Annotated in this window: 24 protein-coding genes and 1 other RNA gene; 20 read left to right on the forward strand and 5 right to left on the reverse strand. The window is 61.2% G+C overall.

Annotation, left to right across the window (positions count from 1 at the left end; all coding sequences use genetic code 11):
- Positions 1-106: 106 nt before the first annotated feature.
- Together AB1J88_RS25945 and AB1J88_RS25950 are read left to right on the forward strand one after the other, a co-directional pair.
- Positions 107-724, forward strand: a complete 618-nt coding sequence (locus tag AB1J88_RS25945; RefSeq protein ID WP_430292251.1) for a glutathione S-transferase N-terminal domain-containing protein — start codon at positions 107-109, stop codon at positions 722-724.
- 16 nt (positions 725-740) lie between these two features.
- Positions 741-1,154 carry a ClpXP protease specificity-enhancing factor gene (locus AB1J88_RS25950; RefSeq protein WP_145593172.1) on the forward strand — a complete coding sequence of 138 codons (414 nt, stop codon included), beginning with the start codon at positions 741-743 and terminating at the stop codon, positions 1,152-1,154.
- A 148-nt stretch (positions 1,155-1,302) separates the two neighbouring features.
- On the opposite strand, the gene AB1J88_RS25955 is transcribed toward AB1J88_RS25950, so the two are convergent.
- The 4 genes from AB1J88_RS25955 to AB1J88_RS25970 form a co-directional block, all read right to left on the reverse strand.
- On the reverse strand, positions 1,303-1,881 hold the full coding sequence (locus AB1J88_RS25955; RefSeq protein ID WP_041073173.1) for a BON domain-containing protein: 579 nt from the start codon (positions 1,879-1,881) through the stop codon (positions 1,303-1,305).
- Positions 1,878-2,471, reverse strand: coding sequence for a phosphoheptose isomerase (locus AB1J88_RS25960; RefSeq protein ID WP_025109297.1), 594 nt, complete (start codon positions 2,469-2,471; stop codon positions 1,878-1,880). The genes AB1J88_RS25955 and AB1J88_RS25960 overlap by 4 nt, the downstream gene beginning before the upstream one ends.
- 104 nt (positions 2,472-2,575) lie before the next feature.
- Positions 2,576-2,938 (reverse strand): YraN family protein, encoded by a 363-nt coding sequence (locus tag AB1J88_RS25965; protein WP_041073170.1) that lies wholly within the window; start codon positions 2,936-2,938, stop codon positions 2,576-2,578.
- Positions 2,938-4,749, reverse strand: coding sequence for a penicillin-binding protein activator (locus AB1J88_RS25970; RefSeq protein ID WP_041073162.1), 1,812 nt, complete (start codon positions 4,747-4,749; stop codon positions 2,938-2,940). Before AB1J88_RS25970 ends, AB1J88_RS25965 begins: the two co-directional genes overlap by 1 nt.
- A 177-nt stretch (positions 4,750-4,926) precedes the next feature.
- On the opposite strand from AB1J88_RS25970, the gene rsmI reads away from it, so the two are divergent.
- From rsmI to lpxC, 18 genes are all read left to right on the forward strand, one after another.
- Complete coding sequence (gene rsmI, locus AB1J88_RS25975) at positions 4,927-5,832, forward strand: 16S rRNA (cytidine(1402)-2'-O)-methyltransferase (protein ID WP_086791633.1); 906 nt, start codon at positions 4,927-4,929, stop codon at positions 5,830-5,832.
- Between the two features lie 73 nt (positions 5,833-5,905).
- Positions 5,906-6,259, forward strand: an RNA gene (gene rnpB / locus AB1J88_RS25980) — RNase P RNA component class A.
- A gap of 400 nt (positions 6,260-6,659) precedes the next feature.
- Positions 6,660-7,115, forward strand: a complete 456-nt coding sequence (gene mraZ / locus AB1J88_RS25985; protein ID WP_430292252.1) for a division/cell wall cluster transcriptional repressor MraZ — start codon at positions 6,660-6,662, stop codon at positions 7,113-7,115.
- Complete coding sequence (gene rsmH / locus AB1J88_RS25990; protein ID WP_430292253.1) at positions 7,112-8,059, forward strand: 16S rRNA (cytosine(1402)-N(4))-methyltransferase RsmH; 948 nt, start codon at positions 7,112-7,114, stop codon at positions 8,057-8,059. Before mraZ ends, rsmH begins: the two co-directional genes overlap by 4 nt.
- Entirely contained in the window at positions 8,056-8,349 is a 294-nt protein-coding gene (gene ftsL / locus AB1J88_RS25995) for a cell division protein FtsL (protein WP_041073157.1), read from the forward strand. The genes rsmH and ftsL overlap by 4 nt, the downstream gene beginning before the upstream one ends.
- The gene (locus AB1J88_RS26000; RefSeq protein WP_174376919.1) at positions 8,349-10,088 is read left to right on the forward strand and encodes a peptidoglycan D,D-transpeptidase FtsI family protein; all 1,740 of its coding nucleotides are present in this window, start codon (positions 8,349-8,351) and stop codon (positions 10,086-10,088) included. Before ftsL ends, AB1J88_RS26000 begins: the two co-directional genes overlap by 1 nt.
- Positions 10,088-11,551 (forward strand): UDP-N-acetylmuramoyl-L-alanyl-D-glutamate--2,6-diaminopimelate ligase, encoded by a 1,464-nt coding sequence (locus tag AB1J88_RS26005; protein ID WP_047296423.1) that lies wholly within the window; start codon positions 10,088-10,090, stop codon positions 11,549-11,551. Before AB1J88_RS26000 ends, AB1J88_RS26005 begins: the two co-directional genes overlap by 1 nt.
- Positions 11,544-12,911: a UDP-N-acetylmuramoyl-tripeptide--D-alanyl-D-alanine ligase gene (locus AB1J88_RS26010; protein WP_086791635.1), complete on the forward strand. Its 1,368-nt coding sequence runs from the start codon at positions 11,544-11,546 to the stop codon at positions 12,909-12,911. The genes AB1J88_RS26005 and AB1J88_RS26010 overlap by 8 nt, the downstream gene beginning before the upstream one ends.
- Complete coding sequence (gene mraY / locus AB1J88_RS26015) at positions 12,911-13,993, forward strand: phospho-N-acetylmuramoyl-pentapeptide-transferase (RefSeq protein ID WP_025109289.1); 1,083 nt, start codon at positions 12,911-12,913, stop codon at positions 13,991-13,993. The genes AB1J88_RS26010 and mraY overlap by 1 nt, the downstream gene beginning before the upstream one ends.
- A gap of 5 nt (positions 13,994-13,998) precedes the next feature.
- Entirely contained in the window at positions 13,999-15,345 is a 1,347-nt protein-coding gene (gene murD, locus AB1J88_RS26020) for a UDP-N-acetylmuramoyl-L-alanine--D-glutamate ligase (protein ID WP_430292254.1), read from the forward strand.
- Complete coding sequence (gene ftsW, locus AB1J88_RS26025) at positions 15,342-16,559, forward strand: putative lipid II flippase FtsW (protein ID WP_003228018.1); 1,218 nt, start codon at positions 15,342-15,344, stop codon at positions 16,557-16,559. Before murD ends, ftsW begins: the two co-directional genes overlap by 4 nt.
- Positions 16,549-17,619 carry an undecaprenyldiphospho-muramoylpentapeptide beta-N-acetylglucosaminyltransferase gene (murG, locus tag AB1J88_RS26030; protein WP_430292255.1) on the forward strand — a complete coding sequence of 357 codons (1,071 nt, stop codon included), beginning with the start codon at positions 16,549-16,551 and terminating at the stop codon, positions 17,617-17,619. The genes ftsW and murG overlap by 11 nt, the downstream gene beginning before the upstream one ends.
- A complete protein-coding gene (murC, locus tag AB1J88_RS26035) occupies positions 17,612-19,072 on the forward strand; it encodes a UDP-N-acetylmuramate--L-alanine ligase (protein WP_007961634.1) in 1,461 nt (486 codons plus the stop codon). The genes murG and murC overlap by 8 nt, the downstream gene beginning before the upstream one ends.
- A complete protein-coding gene (locus AB1J88_RS26040; RefSeq protein ID WP_086791637.1) occupies positions 19,069-20,043 on the forward strand; it encodes a D-alanine--D-alanine ligase in 975 nt (324 codons plus the stop codon). The genes murC and AB1J88_RS26040 overlap by 4 nt, the downstream gene beginning before the upstream one ends.
- Positions 20,044-20,047: 4 nt before the next feature.
- Positions 20,048-20,914: a cell division protein FtsQ/DivIB gene (locus AB1J88_RS26045; RefSeq protein ID WP_041073143.1), complete on the forward strand. Its 867-nt coding sequence runs from the start codon at positions 20,048-20,050 to the stop codon at positions 20,912-20,914.
- 15 nt (positions 20,915-20,929) lie between these two features.
- Complete coding sequence (ftsA, locus tag AB1J88_RS26050; protein ID WP_003228014.1) at positions 20,930-22,189, forward strand: cell division protein FtsA; 1,260 nt, start codon at positions 20,930-20,932, stop codon at positions 22,187-22,189.
- Positions 22,190-22,257: 68 nt separating this feature from the next.
- The gene (ftsZ, locus tag AB1J88_RS26055) at positions 22,258-23,454 is read left to right on the forward strand and encodes a cell division protein FtsZ (protein ID WP_025109282.1); all 1,197 of its coding nucleotides are present in this window, start codon (positions 22,258-22,260) and stop codon (positions 23,452-23,454) included.
- A 112-nt stretch (positions 23,455-23,566) separates the two neighbouring features.
- Positions 23,567-24,478 (forward strand): UDP-3-O-acyl-N-acetylglucosamine deacetylase, encoded by a 912-nt coding sequence (lpxC, locus tag AB1J88_RS26060; RefSeq protein ID WP_007961638.1) that lies wholly within the window; start codon positions 23,567-23,569, stop codon positions 24,476-24,478.
- Between the two features lie 149 nt (positions 24,479-24,627).
- On the opposite strand, the gene AB1J88_RS26065 is transcribed toward lpxC, so the two are convergent.
- Positions 24,628-26,133, reverse strand: a complete 1,506-nt coding sequence (locus tag AB1J88_RS26065; RefSeq protein ID WP_430292256.1) for a sensor domain-containing diguanylate cyclase — start codon at positions 26,131-26,133, stop codon at positions 24,628-24,630.
- Between the last annotated feature and the right edge of the window lie 32 nt (positions 26,134-26,165).

The raw sequence follows: 26,165 nt of genomic DNA on the forward strand, positions 1-26,165 counted from the left end.
TGCTTCCGATAACGCAATGTCTGGTTCGCCAGGCATTGCGGGAGGCGCCCTCTGGGCGCGCGCGTTTTTCCGGTTCCAATCATTTCAACAAGCGAGGAGGATCGCCATGGGCGTGACCAATCGGTTGGCCTGTTACTCCGACCCCGCCGACCACTATTCCCACCGAGTGCGCATCGTGCTTGCAGAGAAGGGTGTCAGCGCCGAAATCATTTACGTGGAAGCTGGCCGCCAGCCGCCTAAACTGATTGAGGTGAACCCTTACGGCAGTCTCCCGACACTGGTCGATCGCGACCTGGCGTTGTGGGAGTCGACCGTGGTGATGGAATATCTGGATGAGCGTTACCCGCATCCGCCACTGATGCCGGTTTACCCGGTGGCGCGTGCCAACAGCCGTCTGCTGATTCACCGTATTCAGCGCGACTGGTGTGGTCTGGTGGATCTGATCCTGGATCCGAAAACCAAGGAAGCCGCGCGTGTCGTGGCGCGCAAGGAATTGCGTGAAAGCCTGACGGGCGTGTCGCCGTTGTTTGCCGAAAAGCCGTTTTTCCTCAGTGAGGAACAAAGTCTGGTGGATTGCTGCCTATTGCCAATACTCTGGCGTTTGCCGATTCTGGGTATTGAACTGCCGCGGCCGGCCAAGCCGCTGCTTGATTATATGGAGCGCCAGTTTGCGCGTGAGGCTTTCCAGGCGAGTCTGTCTGGCGTCGAACGCGACATGCGCTAAGGCTTAAGGAGCCGCTATGAACTCCAGTCGACCTTATCTGGTCCGCGCGCTCTACGAGTGGATTGTGGATAATGATTGCACCCCGCACATGCTGGTCAATTCCGAATACCCGGCAGTGCAGGTGCCGCAAGGTTTCGCCAGCGACGGGCAGATTGTCCTGAACATTTCGCCCAGTGCCGTGCGGCACTTGCACATGGACAACGACGTGGTGACCTTTGAGGGTCGCTTCGGTGGCGTTCCGCATAGTCTCTATGTGCCGATCAGCGCAATTCTGGGTATTTATGCCCGGGAAAACGGTCAGGGCATGGTGTTCGATCTAGAGTCGCCGATGGATGACGAAGACGATATCGAGCCTGATGACGATGTGCCGCCACCCGACAGCGAGCCGCCGCGCCCAAGTGGCCGGCCAAGTTTGAAAGTGGTGAAGTAATAAAAAAGGCGACCCGAGAGGGTCGCCTTTTTTATTACGTAGGAGCTGCCGAAGGCTCGGGCCGCGTTCGGACGATCTTTTGATCTTGTTTTTGACGATCAAAAGATCGCAGCCTCGTTTCACTCGGCAGCTCCTACAGAAGTGCAGATCAATCGATGTATTCGAACAGCTTCACGATCTTCTGCACGCCGGCAACGCCTTGCACCAGATTGGTTGCCTGTTGTGCTTCCTGTTTGGTCAGCAGGCCCAGCAGGTAAACGATACCGTTCTCGGTCACGACCTTGATGCGCGAGCCGGGAATGCTGGCGTCGGTCAGCATCTGGGTCTTGATCTTGGTGGTCAGCCAGGCGTCGTTCTGGCGAGCGAGGAAGCTTGAAGGTGCAATCACTTGCAGTTCGTTGTGCACTTTCTTCACGCGCTGCACGTTGGCGGCGGCCTGTTCGGCCTTGGCCTTGAGGTCTTCGCGCGGCGTCTGGCCGGCAAGCAGGACCACGCCGTTGAAGCTGGTGACGACGATATGTGAATCCTTGTCCAGGCCGGGGTCGGCCTTGGCCACGTTGACGCCGACTTTGGTTTCGATCAGCGAGTCGTCGATTTTACTGCCGAAGGTTCGGGTGCCGCGGTCGTCTTCAATCGGCGCTTCACGGCTGGCATTCACCACCGAGGTGCAGCCGCTGATGCCGAGGCACAGGGTCAAGGCCAGAAGGCCAAGGCGATTAGGGGTCATTCTTCACTCCCGAACAGTTGGCTGTCGATCAGATCGCAGAGGCAATGGATCGCCAGCAGATGGACTTCCTGAATACGTGCAGTGACATGGGCCGGTACGCGAATCTCGACATCTTCAGGCAGCAGCAGTGAAGCCATGCCGCCGCCATCGCGGCCAGTCAAAGCTACGACAACCATTTCGCGATCATGTGCGGCCTGGATCGCTTGAATAATGTTTGCGGAGTTGCCGCTGGTCGAAATCGCCAGCAATACGTCGCCGGGTTGACCCAGTGCGCGGATCTGCTTGGAGAACACTTCGTTGTAGCTGTAGTCGTTGGCGATCGAGGTGATGGTCGAGCTGTCGGTGGTCAGAGCGATGGCCGGCAGGCTCGGGCGTTCACGCTCGAAGCGGTTGAGCAGCTCGGAGGAGAAGTGCTGGGCGTCGCCGGCAGAGCCGCCGTTGCCGCACGAAAGCATTTTGCCTTCGTTGAGCAGGGCGTTGACCATGATCTGGCTGGCTTGCTCGATGTGCGGTGCAAGTACGTCCATCGCCTGTTGCTTGGTGTCGATACTGGCCTGGAAAAGCTGGCGAATTCGGGATTGCATGTCCATCTGTGTGACCTTAAGTAGCGCGGCTGTTCGGCACGTGAATGTGCAGCCCGCAAAGCAAAGAGCAAAAATTGTCGGTGAAAGTGTCCGGGGTGGTGTGCAGAGAATCAACCATCGAACGCATTCTGCAACCAGTTCAACTGATCCGGGTGCCTGTCGATGGCCACCACGTCGAAGCGGCAAGGGGAATCGGCCCAACGTGACTCGCGCTGAAGGAAATGCTGTGCGGCGAAAATCAGCTTCTGCCGTTTGCGCTCATCGATGCTAGCGAGCGCGCCACCCCATTGAGTGTTTTTTCTGTAGCGGACTTCGACGAATACTACTGTATCGCCATCAAGCATGACCAGATCAAGCTCGCCCCGTTTGCATGACCAGTTCTGCGCCAGCAGGCGCAGACCCTGGTGTTGCAGATGCTCGAGCGCCTGGCGCTCGGCATCTTTACCGCTTTGCAGGTGCGAGCCGTCGGGCATCAGCGCGGGGTGTCCGGCAGGCGTTGAACCTGACCGTTGACGAACTGTGCCCATGGCAACTGACGCACTACGCGTTGGGTCTGGGTCATGCCCAGGCTACCCGACTGACCTTCGATGCGGCTGTCCGGCAGCGCCTTCAACTGACCCAGGCGCGGCGCCAGACGGTAGGCGTCGACGCCCATGGCGTAAAGGCGACCAAGGCTGCCGGCCGCTTGCGGCCATTGCGCGGTGACTTGCTGACGCAGCGGGTCATTGGCTTCCAGCAACCATGGGGTTTCGCAGAAGCGCACGCCGTTCATGTCGTTGTACTGGTTCACATCGCCGCTGGCGCTGTACACGTGGGAAGTTGCGTACACCGGAACGTCACCCGCGTACTGGAAGTTCAGAGTCGGCTTGATCTGCTGCGCTTGCTGCGGGGTGGCTGCGAGGAAGATGAACTCGATGTCCTGGCGACGCGACGGCTGCGCGGCGACATTGGTGCCAGCAGCGTTTTGCAGGCTCTTGGCGCGGGCTTCGCTTTGACGCAGCTGGAACATGTCAGCGATCTGCTGGGCCAGTTGCACTGGCTGATCAACGCGTTCGGTGGCAACGATGCTGCCGCCATTGGCCTGCCAGTCCTGGCTGAACGCACGCAATACGCGGTCGCCCCATTCGCCTTTCGGCACCATGATCGCCGCGCGATGCAGGCCGTCGGCGCGGGCGCGACGCGAAACTTCGCGAGCTTCGTCTTCAGCGGCCAGGCCGAACTGGAACAGTTGCGCCGGACCTTGATCGCCCTCGCTGTAATTCAATGCGAGGGTGGTGATTGGCAGTTGCGGACGGGTGCTCAGTTGTTTGACCAGCGGTTTTTCCAGCGGGCCGACCACCAGTTGCACGCCATCAGCTTGGGCCTTGCGGTAGAACTCGTCCATCGAGGTCAGCTTGGAGCTGTCATAGAACTCGATGGCAGGCGGCTTCTGGCCGGCTTGTTGCGCTTGATAGTGCGCCGCCATGAAACCTTCACGCAGCGCTTTACCGACCGAGGCCAGTGGGCCGTCTTGCGGCAGCAGCAGGGCAATCTTGCTCAGGGGCTGGCTGGCCAGTTCCTTGAGTTTGGTCAGTGGCAGCGGCAGGTTGATTGCAGCTGGGTGCTTTGGATTCTGTGCGCGCCAGGCGTCGATCGCCGCTTGCTGCTGTTCCAGGGTGCCGGCGGTTTTCACAGCCAGGGCCAGGCCCATCCAGCCGCCGAGATCGTCGGCGGTGTTGGGTTGCAGTTGATCGGTCGGCAGCGAAGCGATCAGGGTCCAGATCGCTTCATGGTTCTTGCTCGCGGCTTCGCCTTTGAGCATTGGAGCGATGAAGATGCGCTCACGAGCGGCTGCCAGGGTCTGGCCGTCGGCTTCCAGTGCGCGGGCGTGCACGGTGCCGGTGCGAACTTGCTGATCTTCCGGCATTTCGCTCAGATGCTGCAGGCTCGGATGGCTCAGGGCGGTCAGCGCAGCTTTCGGCTGATTACGCGTCATTGCCAGCTCAGCGGACAAGGTGCTGGCGAAGATCTGCTGGCCTGGCTTCAACTGCTCCATTGGCACTTGTTGCAGGATCTGCGCGGACTGGCCGGCATTGCCCTGGCGATAAGCGAGGTCTGCCGCGCTCAAGCGCAACAACGCGGCTTTTTCCGGCGTCTTGGCCTGGGTAGCCTGTTCGAGCAGTTGCTCGATACTGGCATCCGGAGTCCGTGGAAGTTCGCCAAGGCTGGAGGAAGGGGAGCTGGCGCAGGCCGCCAATAAGGCAGCGAGGCAGAGGGCAGTGAACAGCCGCAGGCAAGCGATCATGTAAGTGTTCCTGATACTCGATCAAATTAGCGTGGAATTGTACCCAAGCGCTGGCCGGGGCGCGATGTTACTGGCGTGAAACCGTCAATTTAGCTGAAGCAAATGTTGCGGCATCGCACAAAGGCGCGCAAACCCGGCGTCGGCCGGAACGCATCGCAAGCCTCGTGACGCGTTACAATGCCGGCTTTTACCGATCATGAGGTGTGCGCTTTGACTGCTCCAGGTCCTTTGAATTCCGCTGCTGGCTCGCTTTATGTGGTGGCGACGCCCATCGGCAACCTGGACGACATCAGCGCCCGGGCTCTGAAAATCCTCCGCGAAGTGGCATTGATCGCCGCCGAAGACACGCGGCACTCGGCGCGCTTGATGCAGCACTTCGGTATTGCCACGCCGCTGGCCGCGTGCCATGAACATAACGAACGTGATGAAGGTAGCCGCTTTATTACCCGTTTGCTGGCAGGCGATAACGTCGCGCTGATATCTGATGCCGGGACACCGCTGATTTCCGATCCGGGTTATCACCTCGTGCGTCAGGCGCGGGCGGCGGGCATCAATGTGGTGCCGGTGCCGGGTGCCTGTGCGTTGATCGCAGCGCTGTCGGCGGCGGGGCTGCCCTCCGACCGGTTCATTTTTGAAGGCTTCCTGCCGGCCAAGTCGGCGGGGCGCAAGGCGCGCCTGGAATCGGTAAAGGAAGAGCCACGCACGCTGATTTTCTACGAGGCCCCGCATCGCATTCTCGAGTGCCTGCAGGACATGGAAGCGGTGTTCGGTGGCGAGCGTCAGGCGTTGCTGGCCCGGGAAATCACCAAGACCTTCGAGACGCTCAAAGGCTTGCCGCTGGCTGAGTTGCGGGCGTTTGTCGAGTCCGACAGCAATCAGCAGCGCGGCGAGTGCGTGGTGCTGGTCGCGGGCTGGTCTGCACCGCAGTCCGAGGACGCGGTCAGCAGCGAGGCGATGCGCGTCCTCAACCTGCTGCTCGAAGAGATGCCGCTCAAGCGTGCCGCCGCTCTGGCCGCGCAAATCACCGGCGAGCGCAAAAACGTGCTGTATCAGGTCGCACTGGAACAGCAGAAGGGCGAGTAACCCGTCGCGCAGACGGGTTTCACGGCTATTAGCGCTTGTTCTTCGGGCGCTCTGCCGTTAACCTGCGCGGCGGAGAGTCGATCGGACAGTCGCTGCCCTCTATGAAAATTAGAGGGGGGAGGAAAGTCCGGGCTCCATAGGGCGAAGTGCCAGGTAATGCCTGGGAGGCGTGAGCCTACGGAAAGTGCCACAGAAAATAACCGCCTAAGCGCTTCGGCGCCGGTAAGGGTGAAAAGGTGCGGTAAGAGCGCACCGCACGTCTGGCAACAGTTCGTGGCTAGGTAAACCCCACTTGGAGCAAGACCAAATAGGGTCCCAAGGCGTGGCCCGCGCTGGGACCGGGTAGGTTGCTAAAGATGTCCAGTGATGGCCATCGTAGACGAATGACTGTTCAAGACAGAACCCGGCTTACAGATCGACTCTCCACCTTTTTTTTCCCTGCTTGAATCAATGGCATCAGGGCTGGTTATTATCGGCAGGCCTGCGCTAAAGTCCGGCAGCGGCAAATGCAGTAATAGCCATTTCCCACCTTGCTTCAATCAACAGCAGAAGCGCTTTTGTAATACCGAAAAAATCTTACTCTTAACAAATCACTTTAACTTCTGAGCGCAGCTTTCAGTGCTGCATCAAGTTATTGGTCAAAAGTATCCGCCAAATTGTCGTTGCCCCTCCTTTTAAGCTCCTAAATCTCCGTTCTGTAAGGGTTTTCCTTTAATCCGCGCCTTGACGGTGTGGTGGGCGCATTCCTATAGTGTGCGCAAGTGGCGGAAAGTGGCATGAAGTGGGTTTTTTGAGCTCAAAACGATAAAAATTGGAGAAACGCTGACGTGTTTCGCGGAGCTAACGCTATCAGTCTCGATGCTAAGGGCCGTCTCGCCATGCCGAGCCGGTACCGTGACGAGCTCGTTTCGCGTAGTTCCGGCCAGTTGATCGTGACCATTGATGCCGTTGATCCGTGCCTGTGTGTCTACCCGCTCGACGAGTGGGAAGTTATTGAAACCAAGTTGCGTGCACTCCCTTCGCTTCGCGAAGAGAACCGTCGCCTGCAGCGTTTATTGATTGGTAATGCCGTCGACCTCGAACTCGACGGCAGTGGTCGTTTTCTGGTTCCTCCGCGTCTGCGCGAATACGCAAAGCTTGATAAGAAAGCGATGCTGGTGGGCCAACTGAACAAGTTCCAATTGTGGGACGAGGATGCATGGAACGCGGTATCTGCCGCTGACCTTGCTGCTATTCAACAACCGGGCGCCATGCCTGACGAACTGCGTGATTTGATCCTGTGACTATTGATAGCGGCTTTAACCACATCACCGTACTGCTTGACGAAGCCGTCGAGGCTCTCGCCGTACGCCCTGATGGCTGCTATCTGGACGGTACGTTCGGGCGCGGCGGGCATAGTCGGCTGATCCTCAGCCAGCTCGGGCCGGACGGCCGACTGATCGGATTCGACAAGGATCCTCAAGCGATTGCCACCGGGCAAACGCTAGCGGCCGAAGACGGCCGCTTTGTCGTTGTGCAGCGCAGCTTTGCCGAACTGGGTTCGGTGGTCGCCGAACAAGGGCTGAGCGGCAAGGTCAGCGGTATCCTGCTCGATCTCGGCGTGTCGTCGCCGCAACTGGATGACGCCGAGCGCGGCTTCAGTTTCCTCAATGACGGCCCGCTGGACATGCGCATGGATCCGTCCCGTGGCATCAGCGCCGCCGAGTTCGTCAACACTGCGCCGGTGGAAGAAATCGCCCGGGTGTTCAAGGAATACGGCGAAGAGCGTTTCTCCGGGCGCATGGCCCGTGCCGTGGCCGAGCGCCGCGACATCAAGCCGTTCGAGCGCACCGCCGATCTGGCCGAAGTCTTGAAAGTCGCCAACCCGGCGTGGGAGAAGGGCAAGAACCCGGCGACCCGCGCGTTCCAGGGCTTGCGCATTCACGTCAACAACGAACTGGGCGATCTGGAGGCCGGCCTCGAAGCCGCCCTGGATGCGCTTGAAATTGGCGGCCGCCTGGTGGTCATCAGCTTTCACTCGCTGGAAGACCGCATCGTCAAACTGTTCATGCGCAAGCTGGTCAAAGGCGAAGCCGACAACCTGCCGCGCAACCTGCCCGTGCGCCACGTGGCGTTCGAACCGAAAATCAAAATCCATGGCAAAGCGCAGACGGCCTCCGACGCCGAACTCAAAGCCAACCCACGTTCCCGTAGCGCTGTCATGCGTGTTGCGGAGAAGTTGCGGTGAGCAAGCTTTTCGCCAAGCCCCTGCCGGGCGGCAGCTTTATCATGCTGCTGCTGTTTGTCGGCGTGCTCGTGTCGGCCATCGGCGTGTCCTACAGCGCGCACTGGAACCGGCAGTTGCTTAACACCCTTTACAACGAACTCAGCGTGCGCGACAAGGCGCAGGCCGAGTGGGGGCGTCTGATTCTCGAGCAAAGCACCTGGACAGCGCACAGCCGCATCGAAGTGCTGGCCACTGAACAATTGAAAATGCACATTCCGGGCGCGGCTGACGTGAAGATGGTGGCGCCATGATGAAACTCGAAGGCGCACTCTTCCCGTGGCGCTTCCGCCTGATGGTGGCTCTGCTCGGCGTGATGGTCGCGGCGATCTGCTGGCGCATCATCGACCTGCAAGTGGTTGACCGTGACTTCCTCAAGGGGCAGGGCGACGCGCGCAGTCTCCGTCACATCCCGATTCCTGCTCACCGTGGTCTGATCACCGACCGTAACGGCGAGCCGTTGGCCGTGAGTACCCCGGTGACGACGCTGTGGGCCAACGCCAAGGAAATGCAGACGGCCAAAGAGAAGTGGCCGGCACTGGCCGCGGCGCTGGGGCAGGATCCGAAAGCCCTGGCCGAACGTCTCGAAGCTCAGGCCAACAAAGAATTCATTTACCTGGTGCGCGGGCTGACCCCCGAGCAGGGCCAGGCTGTGCTCGACCTGAAAGTGCCGGGCGTTTACGGTATCGAAGAATTCCGCCGCTTCTACCCGGCCGGTGAAGTCACCGCGCACATGGTCGGCTTTACCGACATTGACGATCACGGGCGTGAAGGCGTCGAGCTGGCCTACGACGAGTGGCTGGCCGGGGTGCCGGGCAAGCGGCAGGTCATCAAGGATCGGCGCGGTCGGCTGATCAAGGATGTCCAGGTCACCAAGAACGCCAAGGCCGGCAAGCCCTTGGCGTTGTCGATTGACCTGCGTCTGCAATACCTGGCGAACCGCGAGCTGCGCAACGCGATCATCGAGAACGGCGCCAAGGCTGGCAGTCTGGTGATCATGGACGTGAAGACCGGCGAGATTCTCGCCATGGTCAACCAGCCGACCTATAACCCGAACAACCGTCGCAACCTGCAGCCGGCGATGATGCGTAACCGCGCGATGATCGACGTGTTCGAACCGGGTTCGACCATGAAAGCGATCTCGATGAGCGCCGCCATCGAGTCCGGTCGCTGGAAACCGACCGACACCGTCGAGGTGTATCCGGGCTCGCTGCAGATCGGCAAGTACACGATCAAGGACGTTTCGAAGACCGAAGGCCCGGTGCTGGACATGACCGGGATTCTGATCAACTCCAGTAACGTCGGCATGAGTAAGGTCGCGTTCGATATCGGCGGTGAAACCATTTACCGTCTCGCACAGAAAGTCGGACTCGGACAGGACACCGGCCTGGGCTTTCCGGGCGAGCGCGTCGGCAACCTGCCGAACTACCGCGACTGGCGCAAAGCCGAAACCGCGACACTGTCTTATGGCTACGGTATTTCCGTGACCGCGATCCAGCTGGTGCACGCATTCTCGGCGCTGGCCAACAACGGTCGTCTCGCACCGCTGACGCTGATCAAAACCGACAAGCCGCCGCAGACCACTCAGGTATTGCCGGAAGCGGTCGCGAAAACCATGCAAGGCATGCTGCAGCAAGTGATCGAAGCACCGCGCGGCGTGTTCCGTGCGCAGGTGCCGGCGTATCACGTGGCCGGCAAGTCGGGTACTGCGCGCAAGACTTCGGTGGGCACCAAGGGCTACGCCGAAAACTCCTACCGCTCGCTGTTCGCCGGTTTCGGGCCGATGAGTGATCCGCGTTACGCCATCGTGGTGGTGATCGATGAGCCGTCCAAGGCCGGTTACTTCGGTGGTCTGGTGTCGGCGCCGGTGTTCAGCCGTGTGATGTCCGGCACCCTGCGCCTTATGAACGTGACCCCGGACAACCTGCCGACTACCCAACAGGCCAACGCTACCCCGGTCGTTCCGCTGAAAGCCAATGGAGGGCGCGGCTGATGTCTCTGAGTCTGAACAAGATATTCCCCCACGCCGGCCATGATCTGTTGATCCGTGAATTGGCGCTGGACAGCCGCAACGTACGCGCGGGTGACCTGTTCCTCGCCGTGCCGGGCGGCAAATTCGATGGCCGTGCGCACATCGCCGATGCCTTGCAGCGCGGCGCGGCGGCAGTTGCTTACGAAGTGGAAGGCGCCACCGTGCTGCCGATCACCGAAGTACCGTTGATTCCGGTCAAAGGCCTGGCGGCGCAGCTGTCCGACATCGCCGGGCGCTTTTATGGCGAGCCGAGCCATCACTTGAACCTGATCGGTGTTACCGGCACCAATGGCAAAACCAGCGTGACCCAACTGGTCGCGCAGGCACTCGATCTGCTTGGTCAGCATTGCGGCATCGTTGGTACGCTGGGTTCCGGCTTCCATGGCGCGCTGGAAAGCGGCCTGCACACCACGCCGAATCCGATCGCCATGCAAGCCACTCTCGCCGACCTGAAAAAGGCCGGGGCCAAAGCCGTGGCCATGGAAGTGTCGTCCCACGGTCTGGATCAGGGCCGGGTCACTGCATTGGCGTTCGACGTCGCGGTGATGACCAACCTGTCCCGCGACCACCTGGATTATCACGGCACCATGCAGGCGTACGCCGAGGCCAAGGCCAAGCTGTTCGCCTGGAATGACCTGAAGTGCCGCGTGGTCAACCTCGACGACGATTTCGGTCGGCAGTTGGCCGGCGAAAAACGCGAGTCGCGTTTGATCAGTTACAGCCTGCTCGACAGCAGCGCCTATTTGTATGTCCGCGAAGCGCAGTTCGATGACCACGGCGTGCGCGCCACGCTGGTCACGCCGCAGGGCGAGCATCACCTGCGCAGCACGCTGCTCGGTCGTTTCAACCTGAGCAACGTACTGGCGGCAGTCGGCGCCTTGCTCGGTCTGGATTACGCCCTAGACGAAATTCTCAAGGTGCTGCCGAAACTCGAAGGCCCGGCCGGACGTATGCAGCGTCTGGGTGGCGGCACTCAGCCGCTGGTGGTGGTCGATTACGCCCACACCCCGGATGCGCTGGAAAAAGTTCTGACTGCATTGCGCCCACACGTCAAAGGCCAGTTGCTGTGCCTGTTCGGCTGTGGCGGTGATCGTGATCGCGGCAAGCGTCCGCTGATGGCCGAAGTGGTCGAGCGTCTGGCCGATCGCGTACTGGTCACCGATGACAACCCGCGCACGGAAGACCCGGCGCAGATTTTCGACGACATCCGCGCCGGTTTCACCGCTGTGGATAAAGTCACCTTCGTCGCCGGCCGTGGTCAGGCGATTGCCCAACTGATCGCTGCTGCATCGGCCGATGACGTGATCGTTCTGGCCGGCAAAGGCCACGAGGACTATCAGGAAATCAACGGCGAGCGGCACGCTTTCTCCGATCTGGTCGAGGCCGATCATGCCCTCACCGCGTGGGAGGTGGCCCATGCTTAAGGCTCTGACATTGAGCGAACTGACCAACGTGCTCGACGCACGTCTGATCAGCAGCGATGCCAGTTTCGATGGCGTCAGTATCGACAGCCGTGCGATCACCGCTGGCCAACTGTTTATTGCCCTGACTGGCCCGCGCTTTGACGGTCACGACTACCTGAACGATGTCGCCGGCAAAGGCGCGGTGGCGGCACTGGTCGAGCGTGAAGTCGCCGACAGCACCTTGCCGCAACTGCTGGTCAAGGACACCCGTCAGGCCCTCGGCCAGTTGGGTGCGCTGAACCGTGCCGCGTTCACGCAACCGGTGGCGGCCATTACCGGCTCCAGCGGCAAGACCACGGTCAAGGAAATGCTGGCGAGCATCCTGCGTACCCGCGGTCCGGTGCTGGCGACGCGCGGCAATCTGAACAACGACCTCGGCGCGCCGCTGACCCTGCTCGAACTGGCACCGGAACACACTGCCGCCGTGATCGAACTGGGCGCCTCGCGTCTGGGCGAAATCGCCTACACCGTCGGGCTGACCAAGCCACACGTGGCGATCCTCAACAACGCTGGCACCGCCCACGTTGGCGAGTTCGGCGGGCCGGAAAAAATCGTCGAGGCCAAAGGCGAGATCATCGACGGGCTCGCGGCGGATGGTATTGCCGTGCTCAACCTCGACGACAAGGCCTTCGGAATCTGGAAGCTCCGCGCCGGCGCACGCAAGGTGCTGACCTTCTCCCTGAGCAATCCGCAGGCAGATTTCTACGCCAGCGACCTGAGCACCGATGCCCGGGGTTGCCCGGCCTTCAACCTGCATACCCCTGAAGGTGTGGAGCACGTTCAGCTGAACCTGCTCGGCACCCATAACGTCGCCAACGCCATGGCTGCCGCCGCTGCCGCTCACGCCTTGGGCGTGTCGCTGTTCGGCATTGCCACCGGGCTTGGCGCGGTACAACCGGTCAAGGGCCGCACCGTCGCGCAACTGGCGAAGAACGGCATGCGCGTGATCGATGACACTTACAACGCAAACCCCACCTCCATGTGCGCTGCCGTTGATATACTCGCCGGCTTTTCCGGCCGCACCGTCCTGGTGCTCGGAGATATCGGCGAGTTGGGCGACTGGGCGGAGCAGGGGCACCGCGACGTGGGCGAATACGCCCGGGGCAAGGTTTCCGCGCTTTACGCGGTCGGGCCGAACATGGTCCACGCCGTGAACGCATTCGGCAAAGAGGCGCATCACTTCGGCACGCAAGCCGAACTGATCCAGGCCCTCGACGCCGAGCAGGACACAAACACCACCATTTTGATCAAGGGTTCGCGCAGTGCAGCGATGGAAAACATCGTTGCGGCTCTGTGCGGGTCCAGTCTGGAGAAACATTAATGCTGCTGCTGCTAGCGGAGTATCTGCAACAGTTCTACAAAGGCTTCGCGGTCTTCCAGTACCTGACCCTGCGCGGGATCCTCGGTGTGCTGACCGCGCTGGTTTTGTCGCTGTGCTATGGCCCGTGGATGATCCGCACCCTGCAGAACCGTCAGATCGGCCAGTCCGTTCGTAATGACGGCCCGCAATCGCACCTGTCCAAGTCGGGTACGCCAACCATGGGTGGCGCACTGATTTTGTCTTCCATCGGTGTCAGCACCCTGCTGTGGGCTGACCTGAGCAACCGCTACGTGTGGGTCGTGCTGCTGGTGACCCTGCTGTTCGGCGCCATTGGCTGGGTCGACGACTACCGCAAAGTGATCGAGAAGAACTCCCGTGGCTTGCCAAGCCGCTGGAAATATTTCTGGCAGTCGGTCTTTGGCCTGGGCGCAGCGATCTTCCTTTATATGACCGCCACCACGCCTGTGGAGACCACGCTGATCCTGCCGATGCTCAAGGACTACAGCATTCCGCTGGGCGCCGGGTTCATCGTGCTGACCTACTTCGTGATCGTCGGTTCGAGCAACGCGGTCAACCTGACCGACGGCCTCGACGGGCTGGCGATCATGCCAACCGTGATGGTCGGCGGTGGCCTGGGCATCTTCTGCTACCTGTCGGGTAACGTGAAATTCGCCGAGTATCTGCTGATTCCTTACGTGCCGGGCGCAGGCGAGCTGATCGTGTTTTGCGGCGCGCTGATCGGTGCGGGGCTCGGGTTTCTCTGGTTCAACACCTACCCGGCGCAAGTGTTCATGGGCGACGTCGGTGCTCTGGCACTCGGCGCGGCACTGGGCACCATTGCGGTGATCGTCCGTCAGGAAATCGTCCTGTTCATCATGGGCGGCGTATTCGTGATGGAAACCCTGTCGGTGGTTATCCAGGTTGCCTCTTTCAAGCTGACCGGGCGCCGAGTGTTCCGCATGGCACCGATTCACCACCACTTTGAACTCAAGGGCTGGCCCGAGCCACGCGTGATCGTCCGTTTCTGGATCATCACCGTGATTCTCGTGCTGATCGGCCTTGCCACCCTGAAGCTGAGGTAGAACGAGTGTCTCTGATCGCTTCTGACCACTTCCGCATCGTTGTCGGCCTCGGCAAGAGCGGCATGTCCCTGGTTCGCTTCCTGGCGAACCGGGGCGTGTCGTTTGCCGTCGCCGATACGCGGGACAATCCACCGGAACTGGCCACGCTCAAGCGTGACTATCCGCACGTGGAAGTGCGTTGTGGCGAGCTGGACGTCGAATTCCTGTGCCGTGCCGACGAGCTCTACGTGAGCCCCGGCCTGGCGCTGGCGACCCCGGCCCTGCAAGCCGCTGCCGCCCGTGGCGTGAAAATGTCCGGCGACATCGAGCTGTTCGCGCGTAACGCGCGGGCGCCGATCGTGGCCATCACCGGTTCCAACGCGAAAAGCACCGTCACCACCCTGGTCGGCGAGATGGCGGCTGCGGCCGGCAAACGCGTCGCGGTGGGCGGCAACCTCGGCACGCCGGCGCTGGACCTGCTCAGCGACGACGTCGAGCTGTACGTGATGGAGCTGTCGAGTTTTCAGCTGGAAACCACCGACCAGCTCAACGCCGAAGTGGCCACTGTGCTGAACATCAGCGAAGACCACATGGACCGCTACAGCGGCCTGCCGGCCTATCACCTGGCCAAACATCGGATCTTCCGTGGCGCGAAGCAGTTCGTGGTCAACCGTCAGGACGCGCTCAGCCGTCCGCTGATCGGCGAGGGTCAGCCATGCTGGACCTTCGGCCTGAACAAACCGGATTTCAAGGCTTTCGGCCTGCGCGAAGAAGACGGCGAGAAATACCTGGCCTTCGAATTCCAGAACCTGATGCCGGTGCGCGAACTGAAAGTGCGCGGCGCGCATAACCAGGCCAATGCCCTCGCGGCGCTGGCGCTGGGGCATGCGGTCGGCCTGCCGTTCGACGCCATGCTTGATGCCCTGCGCAACTTCACCGGCCTCGAACACCGCTGCCAGTGGCTGCGTGATCTCGACGGCGTCGGTTACTACAACGATTCCAAGGCCACCAATGTCGGCGCCGCACTGGCCGCCATCGAAGGCCTGGGTGCGGATATCGACGGCAAAGTCGTGCTGATCGCCGGTGGCGACGGCAAAGGCGCCGAGTTCAACGATTTGCGCGATCCGGTGGTGGCCAACTGCCGCGCCGTGATCCTGATGGGCCGCGACTCCGACAAGATCGGCGCAGCCATCGGTGACGCCGTGCCGCTGATTCGCGCCGGTTCGCTGGTCGAAGCCGTCGAGCAATGCCGCGCGGTCGCCCAACCGGGTGACGTGGTGCTGCTGTCGCCGGCCTGCGCCAGTTTCGACATGTTCAAGAATTACGAAGACCGTGGTCACCAGTTCGTCCGCGCCGTGGAGGATCTGGCATGAGCCTGCGCAATATCATCAAGCCGTACCCGTCGCCGATCATCACCGGCCGTGGCATCGACCTCGATTTCCCGATGCTCGCCGGCTGCCTGGCGCTGCTGGGCCTGGGCCTGATCATGATCGCCTCGGCCTCCACCGAAGTGGCGGCGGCGCAGTCGGGCAGCGCGCTGTACTACATGATTCGCCACCTGATCTATGTGGCGCTGGGCCTGGGTGCCTGCATCATCACCATGATGATTCCGATCGCCACTTGGCAGCGTCTGGGCTGGATGATGCTGATCGGTGCATTCGGTCTGCTGGTGATGGTGATCGTCCCCGGGATCGGCCGTGAAGTGAACGGTTCGATGCGCTGGATCGGTTTCAGCTTCTTCAACGTACAGCCGTCGGAGATCGCCAAAGTCTTCGTGGTGATCTACCTCGCCGGTTATCTGGTGCGTCGGCAGAAAGAAGTGCGCGAGAGCTGGATGGGCTTCTTCAAGCCGTTCATCGTGCTGCTGCCAATGGCGGGCCTGTTGCTGATGGAGCCGGACTTCGGTGCCACCGTGGTAATGATGGGGGCTGCGGCGGCGATGCTGTTCCTTGGCGGGGTCGGGCTGTTCCGCTTCTCGCTGATGGTGGTGCTGGCAGTCGGAGCGGTGGTGTTGCTGATCCAGATGCAGCCTTATCGAATGGCGCGTCTGACCAACTTCGCTGACCCGTGGGCCGACCAGTTCGGTGCCGGTTATCAGTTGTCGCAGGCATTGATCGCTTTCGGTCGCGGTGAGTGGCTGGGCGTTGGCCTGGGCAACAGCGTGCAGAAACAGTTCTACCTGCCTGAAGCGCACACCGACTTCGTGTTCTCGGTACTGGCCGAAGAGCTGGGCGCCGTCGGTTCGCTGTGCACCGTCGCGCTGTTCGTCTTCGTGTGTATTCGCGGCATGTATATCGGTTTGTGGGCCGAGAAGGCCAAGCAATTCTTCGCCGCTTACGTGGCTTACGGTCTGTCGTTCCTGTGGATCGGTCAGTTCCTGATCAACATCGGCGTGAACGTCGGCCTGTTGCCGACCAAGGGCCTGACGCTGCCGTTCCTCAGTTATGGCGGCAGTTCCCTGGTGATCTGCTGCGCCTGCCTTGGCCTGTTGCTGAGGATCGAGTGGGAGAGTCGGACCCACCTGGGCAGTGAAGAGATGGAATTCCATGAGAGCGACTTCGCCGAGGAGCCGAACCATGGGCGCTAACGTATTGATCATGGCTGGCGGCACCGGCGGCCACGTGTTCCCGGCGCTGTCCTGTGCCCGCGAATTCCAGGCACGCGGTTACACCGTGCACTGGCTCGGCACGCCACGCGGGATCGAAAACGATCTGGTACCGGCTGCTGGTCTTGAACTGCACCGCATCAATGCCACGGGTTTGCGTGGCAAGGGCAAGCTGTCGCTGCTCAAGGCACCGTTCATGTTGCTCAAGTCGGTGTGGCAGGCGCGGGCGGTGATTCGCAAGCTGCGTCCAGTCTGCGTGGTCGGCTTCGGTGGTTATGTGACCGGGCCTGGCGGGATTGCCGCGAAACTGGCCGGTGTGCCGGTGATCGTTCACGAACAGAACGCCGTTGCCGGCACCGCCAATCGGTTGCTGGTGCCGTTCGCCGCCCGGGTGTGTGAAGCGTTCCCCGACACCTTTACTCTGTCGGACAGCCGCCGTACCACCGGAAACCCGGTGCGCAGCGAGCTGTTCCTCGAAACATCGCGACCGGCTCTGGCCGGGCGCAAAGCGCGTTTGCTGATCCTCGGCGGAAGCCTGGGCGCAGAACCGTTGAACAAGTTGCTGCCTGAAGCCCTGGCGCAAGTCCCTGCCGATTTGCGTCCGGACGTGTTTCATCAGGCCGGCAAAAACCACGATGACGTGACTGCAGAGCGCTATCGCGCCGCCGGCGTGGATGCGCAGGTGCAGCCGTTCATCAAAGACATGGCCCAGGCCTATGGCTGGGCTGACCTGGTGGTGTGCCGCGCTGGCGCGCTGACCATCAGTGAGCTGGCCGCCGTTGGTCTGCCCTCGATGCTGGTGCCTTTGCCCCACGCGATCGACGATCACCAGACCCGCAACGCCGATTATTTGGCCCGTGAAGGCGCTGCCTTCGTGATGCCGCAAAGAACGACTGGTGCCGCGGACCTTGCCGCGCGCCTGACAGAGGTCTTGATGCAACCGCAACGACTCGAAGAAATGGCCCAAGCGGCCCGCCGTCTGGCCAAACCCGATGCCACCCGTAGCGTGGTCGATACCTGTCTGGAGGTGGCCCATGGTTGAGAATCAGAAAGCCATGCCACAACCGGAAATGCGCCGTATCCGTCGTATCCACTTCGTCGGTATCGGCGGCGTGGGCATGTGCGGCATCGCTGAAGTGTTGTTGAATCTGGGCTATGAAGTGTCCGGTTCCGACCTGAAAGCGTCGCCGGTGACCGAGCGTCTGGAATCGTTCGGCGCGCACATCTATATCGGCCACCGTGCCGAGAACGCTGCCACCGCCGACGTACTGGTGGTCTCGAGCGCTGTGAACACTTCCAACCCGGAAGTGGCGACCGCCCTTGAGCGTCGTATCCCGGTGGTGCCGCGTGCCGAGATGCTCGCCGAGCTGATGCGCTACCGCCACGGCATCGCCGTCGCCGGTACTCACGGCAAAACCACCACCACCAGCCTGATCGCTTCGGTGTTCGCCGCCGGTGGCCTGGACCCGACCTTCGTCATCGGTGGCCGTCTGAATGCGGCGGGTACCAATGCCCAGCTCGGCACCAGTCGCTATCTGATCGCCGAAGCCGACGAAAGCGATGCGAGCTTCCTGCACCTGCAACCGCTGGTGGCGGTGGTTACCAACATCGACGCCGACCACATGGCGACCTACGACGGTGACTTCAACAAACTGAAGAAAACCTTCGTCGAGTTCCTGCACAACCTGCCGTTCTACGGTCTGGCCGTGATGTGCCTGGACGATCCGGTGGTGCGTGAAATCCTGCCGCTGGTCAAGCGTCCGACCGTGACCTACGGCTTCAGCGAAGACGCCGATGTGCGCGCGATCAATGTGCGCCAGCAAGGCATGCAGACGTTCTTCACCGTGCTGCGTCCTGACCGCGAGCCGCTGGATGTTTCCGTGAACATGCCGGGCAACCACAACGTGCTCAACTCGCTGGCGACCATCTGCATCGCCACCGACGAAGGCGTCAGTGATGAAGCCATCGTTCAGGGCCTGTCCGGGTTCCAGGGCGTTGGCCGACGCTTCCAGGTCTACGGCGAACTGCCGGTGGACGGCGGCAACGTGATGCTGGTCGACGACTATGGTCACCACCCGACCGAAGTCGCGGCGGTGATCAAAGCCGTGCGCGGTGGCTGGCCGGAGCGCCGTCTGGTGATGGTCTACCAGCCGCATCGTTACAGCCGCACCCGCGACCTGTACGACGATTTCGTCAATGTACTGGCCGATGCCAACGTGCTGCTGCTGATGGAAGTCTATCCGGCCGGCGAAGAGCCGATCCCGGGCGCGGACAGCCGCAAGTTGTGCAACAGCATCCGTCAGCGCGGTCAGCTCGACCCGATCTACATCGAGCGCGGTGTCGACCTCGCGCCGCTGGTCAAGCCGTTGCTGCGCGCCGGCGACATCCTGCTGTGCCAGGGCGCCGGGGATATCGGCGGTCTCGCGCCGAAGCTGTTGAAAAGTGAATTGTTCGCCGGCGCCGTGGCGGCGTCGGTCGAGGGGAAGTTGAAATGACTGCTGCCTACGCCAACCTGTTCTCCACCATCGCGCCGAAAGACTTCGGCCGGGTCGCCGTGCTGTTCGGTGGCATGAGTGCCGAGCGTGAGGTTTCGCTGAAATCCGGTAACGCCGTGCTCGACGCGCTGCAAAGCGCGGGTGTGGACGCGTTCGGGATCGACGTCGGCGAGGATTTTCTGCAGCGTCTGCTGAATGAAAAGATCGACCGCGCGTTCATCATTCTCCACGGTCGTGGCGGTGAAGACGGCTCGATGCAGGGCCTGCTCGAATGCGCCGGTATTCCGTACACCGGCAGCGGCATCCTCGCCTCGGCACTGGCGATGGACAAACTGCGCACCAAGCAGGTCTGGCACAGCCTCGGGATTCCGACGCCGCGTCACGCCGTGTTGTGCAGCGAAGCCGATTGTATTTCCGCGGCGACGGAACTGGGCTTCCCTTTGATCGTCAAACCGGCGCATGAAGGTTCAAGTATCGGGATGGCCAAAGTGAGCTCTGCGTCCGAGTTGATCGACGCATGGAAAGCGGCCAGTACCTACGATTCGCAAGTCTTGGTTGAGCAATGGATTCAAGGTCCGGAGTTCACCATCGCCACCCTGCGTGACCAGGTGTTGCCTCCTATCGCCCTGGGTACACCGCACACGTTCTACGACTACGACGCCAAGTACATCGCCAACGATACCCAGTACCGCATTCCGTGCGGGCTGGATGCCGCCAAGGAACAGGAACTCATGGATCTCACGGCCAAGGCCTGTGAGGCGCTGGGTATTGCCGGTTGGGGCAGGGCGGACGTGATGCAGGACGCCGACGGGCAGTTCTGGTTCCTGGAAGTGAACACCGCACCGGGTATGACCGATCACAGCCTGGTGCCGATGGCGGCCCGTGCTGCCGGTCTGGACTTCCAGCAACTGGTTCTGGCCATTCTGGCCGCCAGTGTTGAAGGCTCCGGTCATACAGAGGCGCGAGGTTAAGACCATGCAAGGCGCTCAGCTCAGACATCAGCCACCCGCACCCGGCCGCAAGCCGGTGCCGCGGGGTGCCAGCCGAATGGTGGCCAAAGAGCCGATGTCTGCGCGCCTGCCGAAAGCCAATTTCGGCTTTCTGAAAAGCCTGTTCTGGCCAGTGCTGCTGGTGGCGTTGGGGTTCGGTACCTACGAAGGCGCGCAGCGTTTGCTGCCGTATGCCGATCGGCCGATCACCAAGATCGCCGTGCAGGGCGACCTGAGCTACATCAGCCAGCAAGCGGTGCAGCAGCGAATCGCCCCGTACGTGGCGTCGAGCTTCTTTACCATTGATCTGGCCGGCATGCGCACCGAGCTTGAGCAAATGCCGTGGATCGCCCACGCCGAAGTACGCCGGGTGTGGCCGGACCAGGTGGTGATCCGCCTCGAAGAGCAACTGCCCGTGGCCCGTTGGGGCGACGAGTCGCTGCTCAACAACCAGGGCCAGGCGTTTACGCCCAAGGAGCTGGCGAACTACGAACACCTGCCACAGCTGTTCGGCCCACAACGGGCCCAGCAGCAAGTGATGCAGCAGTATCAGGTGCTGAGCCAGATGCTCCGGCCGCTGGGTTTCTCGATCGCGCGTCTGGAACTGCGTGAACGTGGCAGCTGGTTCCTGACCACCGGTGCCGGTAGCTCCGGCCCCGGCATCGAGCTGCTGCTGGGACGCGGCAACCTGGTGGAAAAGATGCGCCGCTTCATCGCCATCTATGACAAGACGCTTAAAGACCAGATTACGAACATTGCGCGCATCGATCTGCGCTACGCCAACGGCCTCGCTGTTGGCTGGCGGGAACCAGTAGCGCCGACGACAGCCCAACCCGCTGTCGCAAAGAATTAAGAAGAGGCAGGACCCATGGCAAACGTGCAAAGCGGCAAAATGATCGTCGGTCTGGATATCGGCACCTCCAAGGTGGTGGCGCTGGTAGGCGAGGTCGCGGACGACGGCACGCTGGAAATCGTCGGTATCGGTACTCACCCGTCCCGCGGCCTGAAGAAGGGCGTGGTGGTGAACATCGAGTCGACCGTGCAATCGATCCAGCGCGCGATCGAAGAAGCCCAACTGATGGCGGGCTGCCGCATTCACTCGGCGTTCGTCGGCGTGGCCGGCAATCACATCCGCAGCCTGAACTCCCACGGCATCGTGGCGATTCGTGACCGCGAAGTGAGCTCGGCTGACCTGGAGCGTGTACTTGACGCTGCCCAGGCCGTGGCGATCCCGGCTGACCAGCGCGTGCTGCACACCCTGCCGCAGGATTACGTGATCGATAACCAGGAAGGCGTCCGCGAGCCTCTGGGCATGTCCGGCGTGCGTCTGGAAGCCAAGGTTCACGTGGTCACCTGCGCCGTCAACGCCGCACAGAACATTGAAAAGTGCGTGCGTCGCTGCGGTCTGGAAATCGACGACATCATTCTCGAGCAACTGGCCTCGGCCTACTCGGTACTGACCGACGACGAAAAAGAGCTGGGCGTGTGCCTGGTCGACATCGGCGGTGGCACCACCGACATCGCGATCTTCACCGAAGGCGCGATCCGCCACACCGCGGTGATCCCGATTGCCGGTGATCAGGTGACCAACGACATCGCCATGGCGTTGCGCACCCCGACCCAGTACGCCGAAGAGATCAAGATCCGCTACGCCTGTGCCCTGGCCAAACTGGCCGGTGCCGGTGAAACCATCAAGGTGCCAAGCGTTGGCGACCGTCCTCCGCGCGAACTGTCGCGTCAGGCCCTGGCCGAAGTGGTCGAGCCGCGTTACGACGAACTGTTCACCCTGATCCAGGCCGAACTGCGTCGCAGCGGCTACGAAGACCTGATCCCGGCGGGCATTGTCCTGACCGGCGGTACCTCGAAGATGGAAGGTGCCACCGAGCTCGCCGAGGAAATCTTCCACATGCCGGTGCGCCTGGGCGTGCCGCACGGCGTGAAAGGTCTGGATGACGTGGTGCGCAACCCGATTTATTCCACTGGCGTTGGCTTGCTGATGTACGGCCTGCAGAAGCAGTCCGACGGGATCTCGTTCTCGGGCATCGGCAGCCGCGACAGCTACAGCAACGATGAGCCACAGGCGCCGTTGCTGGACCGATTGAAGAAGTGGGTTCAAGGCAACTTCTAAAGCTTTACCGCAACACCGCTACAAAAATGCAGTAGGCGAAAAAACTAGAGAATGTAAGGAGAGGGAAAATGTTCGAACTCGTAGACAACATCCCCGCAAGCCCGGTAATCAAAGTTATCGGTGTTGGCGGTGGCGGCGGCAACGCTGTCAACCACATGGTCAAGAGCAACATCGAAGGCGTTGAATTCATCTGCGCCAACACGGATGCTCAAGCGCTGAAAAACATCGGCGCGCGCACCATCCTGCAACTGGGCACCGGTGTGACCAAAGGCCTGGGCGCCGGCGCCAACCCGGAAGTCGGCCGTCAGGCTGCGCTGGAAGATCGCGAGCGCATCGCTGAAGTGCTGGCCGGCACCAACATGGTGTTCATCACCACTGGCATGGGCGGCGGTACCGGTACCGGTGCTGCGCCGATCATCGCCGAAGTGGCCAAGGAAATGGGCATCCTGACGGTTGCGGTCGTGACCCGTCCGTTCCCGTTCGAAGGCCGCAAGCGTATGCAGATCGCCGACGAAGGCATCCGCATGCTCTCCGAAAGCGTCGATTCGCTGATCACCATTCCGAACGAGAAGCTGCTGACCATTCTCGGCAAAGACGCCAGCTTGCTGTCGGCGTTCGCCAAGGCTGACGACGTACTGGCCGGTGCCGTGCGCGGTATCTCCGACATCATCAAGCGTCCGGGCATGATCAACGTCGACTTCGCCGACGTGCGTACCGTGATGAGCGAAATGGGCATGGCGATGATGGGCACTGGCTGCGCCAGCGGTCCGAACCGTGCACGTGAAGCGACCGAAGCGGCCATCCGCAACCCGCTGCTGGAAGACGTGAACCTGCAAGGTGCACGCGGCATCCTGGTGAACATCACCGCCGGTCCTGACCTGTCCCTGGGTGAGTACTCCGACGTGGGTAGCATCATCGAAGCCTTCGCTTCCGAGCACGCAATGGTCAAGGTCGGTACCGTGATCGATCCGGACATGCGCGACGAACTGCACGTTACTGTGGTTGCCACCGGTCTGGGCGCGAAAATCGAGAAGCCTGTGAAGGTCATCGACAACACCGTTCACACCTCCATGGCTGCCGCTCAGGTTCAACAACCGGCTCCTGCGCGTCAGGAAGCTCCGGCGGTGAACTACCGTGACCTGGACCGTCCGACCGTCATGCGCAACCAGGCTCAGGCCGGTGCTGCGACTGCCGCGAAGATGAACCCGCAGGACGATCTGGATTACCTGGACATCCCGGCATTCCTGCGTCGTCAGGCCGATTGATGGAATGTATCAGGGCTATGACGGTGATTGGTGTTCAGCAAAGGCTCGGTCTGCTATTATCGCCAGCCTTTGTTGATACCAGTTCGCAATTTGCGCTGAAGCGGCCCAAGCCATGATTAAACAACGCACACTGAAAAATATTATCCGTGCCACAGGTGTAGGCCTGCATTCCGGGGAGAAGGTCTACCTGACCCTCAAGCCTGCGCCTGTCGACACTGGCATTGTGTTTTGTCGCGCTGACCTCGACCCTGTGGTGCAGATTCCTGCCCGCGCGGAAAACGTCGGTGAAACCACTATGTCGACGACGCTGATCAATGGCGACGTCAAAGTGGACACGGTAGAGCACTTGCTCTCGGCCATGGCTGGCCTGGGCATCGATAACGCCTACGTCGAGCTCTCCGCGTCCGAAGTCCCGATCATGGATGGCAGCGCTGGACCGTTCGTATTCCTGATTCAATCGGCTGGCCTGGAAGAGCAGGACGCCGCCAAGAAATTCATCCGCATCCTGCGTGAAGTGACAGTGGAAGACGGCGACAAGCGCGCCACTTTCGTGCCTTTCGAAGGGTTCAAGGTGAGCTTCGAGATCGATTTCGATCACCCGGTTTTCCGGGACCGCACCCAGAGTGCAAGCGTGGATTTTTCCAGCACTTCGTTCGTAAAAGAAGTCAGCCGCGCGCGTACCTTTGGTTTCATGAGTGACATCGAGTACCTGCGCAAGCACAACCTCGCACTCGGCGGCAGCGTTGAAAACGCGATCGTGGTGGATTCCGATGGTGTACTGAACGAAGACGGTCTTCGCTACGAAGACGAATTCGTGAAGCACAAGATCCTCGATGCGATTGGCGACCTGTACCTGTTGGGTAACAGCCTGATTGGTGAGTTCAAAGGTTTCAAGTCCGGTCATGCACTGAACAACCAGCTGCTGCGCAAGTTGATTGAGCAGACAGATGCGTGGGAAGTCGTGACGTTCGAAGACGCCAGCACTGCACCGATCTCTTACATGCGCCCGGTTGCGGCAGTGTAAGTAAAAAACCTCTCTAGTTTTTTGAAGGCCATCCTCGGATGGCCTTTTTTTATGCCTTTATTCAAAGCAAAAGATCACAGCCTTCGGCAGTTCCTACAGGGAAAGTTAGTCCAACTGTAGGAGCTGCCGAAGGCTGCGATCTTTTGATCTTACGAACTGACTACGCGATTGCGACCGCTCTCCTTGGCCTGATACAGCGCCTTGTCCGCCGCAAACAGCAGTTGCTCCAGCGACATCTCGACAGCCGATGTCCAGGTACTGATACCGATACTGACGGTCATTGCCACGTCCGCGCCCTCGACCCTCGGCATCTGCTCCACCGCCTGACGAATGTGTTCAGCGATTTGCCGGGCACCGCTGCTGTCGGTTTCGGCGAGAATCACCGAGAACTCTTCGCCACCGTAACGGGCGACCAGATCACCCGGTCGTCGCACGTTCGCGGTGATAACCCTGGCCAGTTCGCGCAGCGCCTGATCACCGGCCTGATGCCCATGACGGTCGTTGAAGGCCTTGAAGTGATCGGCATCGATCATCATCACCGACAGCGGCTTGCCCGAACGCTGGGCGCGGAACCATTCGTGGCGCAGCGACTGATCGAGCATCCGCCGGTTGGCCACGCCGGTCAGCGCATCGGTGGCAGCCAGTTGCGCCAGCTCGCGTTCGGCGCGCTGGCGCAAACGCAGCTCGCGGGCGAGCAGCCAGGTCAGCCACAGCAGCCCGGCACACAGCACGCCGGTGGCGCCACTGATCAACAGCGCCGTGCGCCGCCAAGTGCCGAACACCTCATCGCTGGAGAGCGCGACCATCACCGTCAACGGCAGATTACCGACCCGCGAATAGGTGTAAAGCCGTTGCTGATGGTCCATGCTCGAAGTGCTGGTGAAACTGCCGCTGCCATTCTTGTCGCCGAGAATCCGCACCACGTTGGGTCGGTTGCCGAAGCTCTTGCCGATGGAGTCGCTTTGCAGATGCGGCTTCTGCGCCAGTAGCACACCGTCGCTGTTGATGATGTTCAGCGTGCTGTCTTTGCCGATGTCGAGGCTGTTGAACAACTGATCGAAGTAGTCGAGTTTCATCGACGCCACCGCCACGCCGGCGAATTCGCCGGTGTCCGAGGAGATCCGCCGACTGAAGCTGATGCGCCACTGATTGGCGTCGTCGCAATCGCAGCGGGTCTTGAATGGGCGGCTGATGAACATGCCGGTATCGCGGTTGAAGGCATGGGCAAGGAAGTAGTCGCGATCGGCAAAGTTGCCCGGTTTGGGTTCGATCCGCGATGAGTCGGCAACCACATCGCCATGCTTGTCCAGCAGGAGAATGTCGCCCTTGAAACGCGCGGTGGTCGAACGGTCGAACAGTGCCAGATGGCGAATCTGCGGGGTGACGTCGCGCAAGTCATCGCGCTGGGCGGCGGCGATCAGGCCTTGCAGGGTCAGGTCGTACAACTCGACCGTGCGCAGGACGTCGGCGTCGATCAACTGGGCGATGGTGGTGGCACTGCGGGTGGCCGCTTCCTGAGCGTTGGCGTGCTCACGAATCAGCAGAAAAGTGACGATGCACAGAATCGCGATCACGGTCAGCGAACTGCCGCAGATCAGCAGCAATTCGGGGCGTCCGGGCTTGCCCGCCAGAGGTGGGGTACGGCTCGCGATCATGATGGGGCTTTCGATTGGGCTGAGACTTATAA

Source organism: Pseudomonas sp. S8, assembly GCF_050473925.1.
Lineage (GTDB): Bacteria > Pseudomonadota > Gammaproteobacteria > Pseudomonadales > Pseudomonadaceae > Aquipseudomonas > Aquipseudomonas parakoreensis.